Origin of the sequence: Nonomuraea sp. NPDC047529 (assembly GCF_040642995.1) — a bacterium.
Classification (GTDB): domain Bacteria; phylum Actinomycetota; class Actinomycetes; order Streptosporangiales; family Streptosporangiaceae; genus Nonomuraea.
In genome coordinates this window covers 1-1066 of sequence record NZ_JBEYTJ010000120.1, presented here as the reverse complement: position 1 = coordinate 1066, position 1066 = coordinate 1, and the positions used below count along the sequence as shown (strand labels likewise).

Annotated in this window: 1 protein-coding gene; it reads left to right on the top strand. The window is 68.5% G+C overall.

Translation table 11 applies throughout. The features are described 5' to 3' along the window. Positions 1 to 29: 29 nt before the first annotated feature. Positions 30 to 1066, top strand: a 1037-nt coding sequence (locus ABZ815_RS52825; protein WP_357711162.1) for a serine hydrolase domain-containing protein, incomplete at its 3' end; no start/stop codon positions are given.

Genomic DNA, 1066 nt, shown 5'->3' with positions numbered 1-1066 from the left:
CATGAGCGCGACAACAGAGACGAGAAGCCATGAAGACCCCGTCCTCATCAGCGACCCAGGCACGCATCTCCGGCGTGCACCCGCGCCCGGCCGGCCACGGCACGGTCTTCCGGCGCGTGGCGGTCACCGCGCTGGCGGCCGCGCTGCTGGCCGGAGCCGCCACCCCCGCGATGGCCACCGCGGACAGCAGAGCCGTGTCGAAGGCTGCCGCCGCACAGGACCGCCCGGAGCTGCAGAAGGCCATCCAGGCGTTCGTCGATGCCGGTCTCGCCGCCGGGGTGCAGATGCGGGTGAACGATGAGCAAGGCGAGTGGGTCGGCAGCGCCGGGGTGCGCAGGCTGGGCACGAGCGCCAAGCCGCCGACGAACGGGTACTTCCGGATCGGCAGCAGCACCAAGAACTTCACCGCGACCCTGATGCTGAAACTGGTGGAGGCCGGCGAGATCGGGCTGGACGCCACGGTGGCCGACTACCTGCCCCAGTTCAAGCTGGACCGGCGGATCACTGTGCGGATGTTGCTGCAGCACACCACCGGGCTGTTCGACTACAGCTTCGACATCGACCCCGACGGGAAGCCGGTGTCCTTGATCCCCTGGCAGGGCAAGGAGTGGGTGGCCAAGCGCTTCCACACCTACACCGACGAGCAGCTGGTGCGGCTGACGTTGACCAGGCCGGCGAAGTTCGAGCCGGGGACGAGCTGGAGCTACGGCAACGTCAACTACGTGCTGACCAAGCTGCTGATCGAGAAGGTCACCGGCCATTCCTACGCCGTGGAGATGAAGCGGCGGATCCTGGGGCCGCTCAAGCTGAGGCACACCGTGGTGCCGGGCGCCTGGACGGGTATGCCCGCGCCGTACGCCCACGCCTACTACCGCTACCAGGACGCCGCCGACCAGTGGAAGGTGATCGACGTCACCCGCCAGAACCCCTCGTGGATCTCGGGCGCGGGCGAGATCATCTCGACCACGGAGGATCTGCGTACGTTCTTCTCCGCGCTGAACAGCGGCAAGCTCCTGCCGGCCGGGCTGCTGACCCAGATGCGCAAGCCGCACCCCAACAGCGCCGG